General features: G+C 70.8%; 4 protein-coding genes. All 4 read left to right on the top strand.

What is annotated here, in order from left to right:
* Positions 1–309, top strand: a 309-nt coding sequence (locus WD271_04760) for a hypothetical protein (GenBank protein ID MEX1007137.1), incomplete at its 5' end; no start/stop codon positions are given.
* Between the two features lie 4 nt (positions 310–313).
* Positions 314–1,084, top strand: coding sequence for a DUF429 domain-containing protein (locus WD271_04755; GenBank protein ID MEX1007136.1), 771 nt, complete (start codon positions 314–316; stop codon positions 1,082–1,084).
* 11 nt (positions 1,085–1,095) lie between these two features.
* On the top strand, positions 1,096–4,713 hold the full coding sequence (locus WD271_04750; protein ID MEX1007135.1) for an ATP-binding cassette domain-containing protein: 3,618 nt from the start codon (positions 1,096–1,098) through the stop codon (positions 4,711–4,713).
* Between the two features lie 36 nt (positions 4,714–4,749).
* The gene (locus tag WD271_04745; protein MEX1007134.1) at positions 4,750–6,393 is read left to right on the top strand and encodes an ABC transporter substrate-binding protein; all 1,644 of its coding nucleotides are present in this window, start codon (positions 4,750–4,752) and stop codon (positions 6,391–6,393) included.
* Position 6,394 lies beyond the last annotated feature (1 nt).

The following is a 6,394-nucleotide window of genomic DNA, read 5'->3' as shown; positions in this document are numbered from 1 at the left end:
AGTGGTGCCAATAGTGGTGCCAATAGTGGTGCCAATAGTGGTGCCAATAGTGGTGCCAATAGTGGTGGTGGAGGAGTCACGATCCACCAGCGCGACGCCGAGCTGCTCGCGGGACGCCTCTCGCCCGGCATCGAGGTAGCGGTGCCGGCCGCGCCCCACGTGCACGTGTTCGTCGCGGTGGGGTCGGCCGAGCTCGACGGCGCCGGCAGGCTCGGCACTGGTGACGCGGCACGGCTCACCGATGAAGGCCCGCACACGCTCGTCGCGGGAACCGCGGGAGCCGAGGTGCTGGTCTGGGTCACGGCATAGCCGCGTGCGCGTCGTCGCGGTCGACTGGTCCGGACGCGCGAAGAGCGAACGACGCGCGATCTGGTTGGCGGAAGCCCGCGACGGTGAGCTCGTCCGGCTCGAGGACGGCCGTAGTCGAGACCAGGTGGCAGATCACGTCCTCGCGCTCGCCGCCGCCGATCCCGAGCTCGTGGTGGGCTTCGACTTCTCGTTCTCGCTGCCCGCGTGGTTCTTCGAGGAACGCGGCTTCACGACCGTCGACGAGCTGTGGGGCGCGGCCGCGCGCGATGGCGAACGATGGCTCTCCGACTGCGACCCGCCGTTCTGGGGTCGACCCGGCCGGCCACGCCCCGATCTGCCGTCGCACCTCCGGGTGACCGAGGCTGCGATCGCGTCGTCCGGCGGCGTACGCCCGAAGTCGACGTTCCAGGTGGGCGGCAACGGCAGCGTGGGTACGGGCTCGATCCGCGGCTGGCCGGTGTTGGCTCGGCTGCGGCGGGAAGGCTTCGCGATCTGGCCGTTCGATCACGCGCGCGTGCCGCTCGCCGTAGAGGTCTACCCGCGCGCGTGCACCGGCGCAGTCGTGAAGACCGACGCCCGGCAGCGCGCCGCGCTGCTCGACCAGCAGTTCCCCAGCCTCGATCGTGGGCTACGCGACTTCGCGGTCGCGAGCGACGACGCGTTCGACGCTGCCGTCACCGCGCTGGTGATGGCCGCGCACGCCGACGGGTTCACCGAGCTCGCGTGGCCCGCCGAGCGCGCAACTCGCCGCGAAGGCTGGGTCTGGATGCCGTAACGTTCGCTCGAATGGCGACGACGGGCCTGCTCCGCGCGGTCACCGTCATCGTCGGCGGCACGCTGTTCCTGCTTCTGGTCCAGATCCTCTGGGGACCTCCCGCGGGGATCGTCGTGCAGGGCGCGCTGCTCGGCGGGCTCACCGCGCTCATCTCGCTCGGGATCGCGCTCGTGTACCGCGCCAACCGGATCCTCAACTTCGCGCAGGGCGATCTCGGCGCGGCACCCGCTTCGCTCGCGGTACTGCTCGTGGTGAGCAGCGGCGCGAGCTGGCTCGTCGCGTTCGTCACCGGCATCGCCGCCGCAGTGCTGCTCGGTGCGGCCGTCGAGCTCCTCGTGATCCGGCGGTTCTTCCGCGCGCCGCGCCTCATCTTGAGCGTCGCCACGATCGGACTCGCGCAGGTGCTCGCGGGCATCGGGCTCCTGCTGCCCCGCTGGTTCGACGTGAGCACGCCGCCGCAGAGCTTCCCCTCGCCGATCGACGCGTCGTTCAAGGTGGGTTTGGTCCGTTTCGGCGGTAACGAGCTGATCGCCGCGATCGCGGTGCCGCTGGTGTGCGCGCTCCTCGCGCTCTTTCTGCGCACGCGCGTGGGCGTCGCGGTGCGCGGTACCGCCGAGAACGCCGATCGCGCCGCGCTGCTCGGCATCCCGGTCCGCCGGCTCGAGACGGTCGTCTGGGTCATCGCCGCAGTCCTCGCCTTTCTATCGGTGTTCCTGCGCGCGGGGATCGTCGGACTCCCGATCGGCACCGTGCTCGGTCCCGCGATCCTGTTGCGGGCGCTGGCGGCCGCGGTGATCGGCGGGATGGAGCGTCTCCCGACGATCGTGATCGCTGCGGTCGGGCTCGGCATCGTCGAACAGTCGGTGGTGTGGGGTTGGGGGCAACGGCAGTACATCGAGCCTGTGGTGTTCGTGATCGTGCTCGTCGCACTCGTGGTCACCCCTGCGGGCCGCGGCCTGCGCGGCCGCATCGAGCCGTCGACGTGGCGAGCGGCGCGGGAGCCGCGGCCGGTACCGCGCGAGCTCGCACGTCTGCCGGAGGTGCGCGCGACGGGCATCGGGCTCGTGCTGTTGGTCGCGCTCGCGCTCGTCACCCTCCCCGCATTCCTGAGCGAGAGCCGCATCAACCTCGCCGCAGTCGCGGTGATCTACGCGGTGATCGCGCTCTCGTTGGTGGTGCTGACCGGGTGGGCGGGCGAGATCAGCCTCGGGCAGATGGCGTTCGTCGCGATCGGCGCGGCAGTCGGCGGCTCGATCACCGCGCGCTGGAGATGGGACCTCGGTTTCGGGTTGCTCGGCGCGGCTCTGGTCGGCGCGGCGGTGGCGACGCTGATCGGCCTACCGGTACTGCGACGGCGCGGCCTCACCATCGCGGTGGTCACGCTGTCGTTCTCGCTCATGACGACCGCATGGCTCTTGAACCCGCGGTTCTTCGGCGAGGGTGCGCGCTTCGACTGGCTGCCGCCCGCGCGCGTCGAGCGCAGCGATCTGTTCGGTTTCGTCGACGTCGGCTCCGAGACGCGCTACTACTTCCTCTGCCTCGTGGCACTCGGGCTGGCGATCGTCGCGGCGCGCGGGATCCGCCGGTCGCGCACCGGGCGCGTGTTCGTCGCGATCCGCGAGAACGAACCGGCCACGAGCGCGTACGGCGTGAACACGCGCCGCACCACGCTCCTCGCGTTCGCGATCTCGGGCTTTCTCGCCGCGTTCGCGGGCGCGCTGTTCGTGCACCATCAGAACGGCCTCCAGCTCGACACCTACTCGGCGTCGGAGAGCCTCGTGGTGTTCGCGATGGTGGTGATCGGCGGCCTCGGCTCGATCCCCGGTGCCCTGCTCGGCGCGCTCTACGTGCGTGGCGTCACGTGGGCGCTCCCGCTCGATTGGCAGATCTTTGCCACCGGTGCGGGGCTGCTGGTCGTGCTGCTCCTGTTCCCCGGCGGGCTCGGCGCCGCGTTCGCCGACCTGCGCGACCTCCTGCTCCGATGGGTCGCGCGGCGGCGCGGTCTTGCCGAGCTCGCGGCGATTCCGGGTACGCCGGCGATCACCCCGCCTTTCCGACCGGTACCGGCCGCCGAGCCCACAGGTGTGCTCGTCGTACGTGGGCTCGACGTGGAGTACGACGGCGTGCAGGTGCTGTTCGGCGCGGACCTCGACGTGCAGGCGGGCGAGATCGTCACCGTGCTCGGCACGAACGGCTCCGGGAAGTCGACACTCCTGCGCGCGGTGTCCGGCCTGGTCCGTCCCCGGCACGGCACCGTCACGATCGACCGGCGAAGCACGACGCACGTGTCGCCGGAGCGGATTGCGGCCATGGGCGTTGCCCACGCGCCGGGCGGCGAGGGCGTCTTCCCATCGCTCACGGTCGCCGAGCATCTGCGGCTCGCACGCTGGCTCGTGCGCGACCGACGCGCCGCCGCCGCCGACGTCCGCGACGCGCTCGAGCGGTTCCCTGCGCTCGCGGCGCGAATCGGCGAGCCGGCCGGCAATCTCTCGGGCGGTGAGCAACACCTCCTCACGCTCGCGATGGCACTGGTTGCCCGCCCACATCTGCTGCTCGTCGACGAGCTCACCCACGGGCTCGCGCCGGCCGCTGCCGAACAGGTGGTCGCGCTGCTCCAGCAGCTGCGCGCGTCGGGCACGACCATCGTGGTCGTCGAGCAGTCGCTCGACCTCGCACTCCGCATCGCCGACCGCGTGTACTTCCTCGAACACGGCGAGGTCCGCTTCGCGGGAGCGCCGGCCGACCTCCTCGAGCGACATGACCTCGTACGCGCCGTGTTCATCGGGCAGGCGCACGGTGCGCCGGAACCCCGACCCGACACCGGAACCGACACTCTCGAGCGCGTGACGCGGCTGGCAGTGAACGGGCTGCGGAAGCGTTTCGGCGGTGTGGTTGCACTCGACGACGTGTCATTCACCGTGGGAAGCGCCGAGATCGTCGGCTTCGTCGGTGCGAACGGCGCGGGCAAGACCACGCTCTTCGACGTGCTCTCGGGCTTCACGCGCGCCGACGACGGCGCCATCACGCTCTACTCGGACACCGGCGCGGTCGTCGACCTCGCGCATCTCCCGACGTACGCACGGGCCCGGCTCGGACTCGGACGATCGTTCCAGGACGGTCGCCTCTTCCCCGCGCTCACGGTCGCCGAGACCATCGCAGTAGCCCTCGAGCACGCCGTGCGGGTGCGCAATCCGGTCGCCGCGGCGCTGCATCTGCCCGCGGTGTCGCGATCCGAAGCTGCGGTCACGCGCCGTGTCGAGGAGCTGGTCGCGCTCCTCGGGCTCGGTGCATACGACGATGCGTTCGTGCACGAGCTCTCCACCGGAACTCGTCGAATCGTCGATCTCGCGTGTGCCCTCGCACACGAGCCGTCGGTGCTCCTCCTCGACGAGCCGTCGAGCGGCATCGCGCAGCGAGAGGCGGAGGCGCTGGCACCCCTGCTCGTGCGAGTGCGCGACACGCTCGGCACGAGCCTGCTCGTGATCGAGCACGACGTGCCAATGCTCCGCGCGGTGTCGGAGCGGCTCGTCGCCCTCGACCTCGGCCGGGTGGTGGCAGTCGGCGATCCCGACACGGTGCTCCGGAACCCGTCCGTGGCGCGGACGTTCCTCGGCCCCCGCGCGCCCTGACCCTGCGCGAGGCGTCGGCCGCGCGACGATCTCCCCATGCGTCAGGGGCAACGTTGGGTCGCGGTCCTGACCGTGATCCTCGCCACCCTCGGTTCCGGCGTCGTTGACGGGGCCTCCGGCACCACTGACGGACGCCAAAACAGGGATCCGAGCGCGCCGCTCACGTTCGACCAGGCGAAGGCCCAGGGCAAGAACGTCGACTGGGGGCCGAACTGCGACACGAGCACGGGCCGCCTCGCGGTGCCGAGCGGCTACGCGCCTCCGTGCGTGGAGCCGTGGAAGGGGGGCGACAACGGCGGCGCGACGGCGCGGGGCGTCACCAAGGACACGATCACCGTCGCGCTCTACCAGGCGCAACCCGATCTGCTCCAGCAGACGTTCTTCGCGAACACCGGCAGCGACGAGAGCCTCGCCAAGGAGCGCGACACCACGCAGGAGTACATCGACTACTTCTCCGCGCACTACGAGCTCTACGGCCGCAAGATCGAGCTCGTCACGGTGAAGGCGAGTGGTGCGCCCGACGACGACGTTGCGGCCAAGGCCGACGCGATCAAGGTGGCGACGGAAGTGAAGGCTCTCGCGTCGTTCGGTGGTCCGGGCGAGACGAGCGCGTACGCCGAGGAGCTCGCGGCGCGCGGCGTGCTGTGTGTCGGCGACTGTCTCATCGCGCAACCGCAGCGCTTCCTCGAAGAGCACTCGCCGTACCTCTGGCCCACCCTCGCGTCCCCGGAACAGGCGAGCGAGCACTGGGCGGCATTCGTCGGTAAGCAGCTGGCGCGCGGCAAGGCCGTCCACGCGGGCTCGCGCGAGCTTGCGGCGAAGAAGCGCGTGTTCGGTGTCGTCCACTACGACGACGACGCGGGCACGTTCCGGCGCAGCGTCGCGCATTTCAAGGATCTACTCGGCAGGTACGGGGTGAAGCCGGCGGTGACGGTCCCGTACACACTCGACATCGGGACGGCACAAGAAGACGCACGGCTCGTCATCACCAAATTGCAGACGGCGCGCGTCACGAGCGTGATCCTCGCCGGCGATCCCCTCTTCCCCACGTTCCTCACGAAGGAAGCCACGACCCAGGGCTTCTTCCCCGAGTGGGTGGTGCTCGGCTACGCGTTCACCGACACCGCGGTGTTCGGCCGCCAGTACGACCCGAAGCAGTGGTCGCACGCGTTCGGCGTGTCGTTGCTGCCGGCGCGCACAGCCGACGACGTCGACGAGCTCGCCAATCTCATCACGTGGCAGACGGGCCAACCGCCCTCCGCGAAGACATTCCGCGAGCTGGTGCAGGCACCGTTGGTGTTCTTCACCGGCGTGCACCTCGCGGGGCCACGCCTCACCGCGAAGACGTTTCGGGCGGGACTGTTCCGCTTCCCGTCCGCGACCACGACCACGCCCACGCGCCTGCATCTCTCGTGGGGCAGGCACCGGACCTGGAAGGGGATCGACCTCACCGGCAGCGACGACGCGACCGTGGTGTGGTGGGATCCCGACGCAAGCGGTCCGGACGAGGTCGGGCGCGCCGGCTCGGGTCTGTACCGCTACGCCGACGGGGGGAAGCGGTACCTGCCCGGCAACTGGCCCGCGAAGCCGGTCGGCCTGTACGACGACGCGACGTCGGTGACCGTGCTCACGAAGCTCCCGCCCGAGGACGCCCTGCCTGCCTACCCGTCGCCAACCTAGA

Source organism: Acidimicrobiia bacterium, from assembly GCA_040880805.1.
Classification (GTDB): domain Bacteria; phylum Actinomycetota; class Acidimicrobiia; order IMCC26256; family DASPTH01; genus DASPTH01.
Note: the sequence above shows the minus strand (reverse complement) of the source record. Positions and strands in the feature narration are given on the sequence as shown.

Excerpts from the sequence above, each read along its gene's own strand:
- WD271_04745 (MEX1007134.1), top strand. The coding sequence starts at position 4,750 with ATGCGTCAGGGGCAACGTTGGGTCGCGGTCCTGACCGTGATCCTCGCC.
- WD271_04750 (MEX1007135.1), top strand. The coding sequence starts at position 1,096 with ATGGCGACGACGGGCCTGCTCCGCGCGGTCACCGTCATCGTCGGCGGC.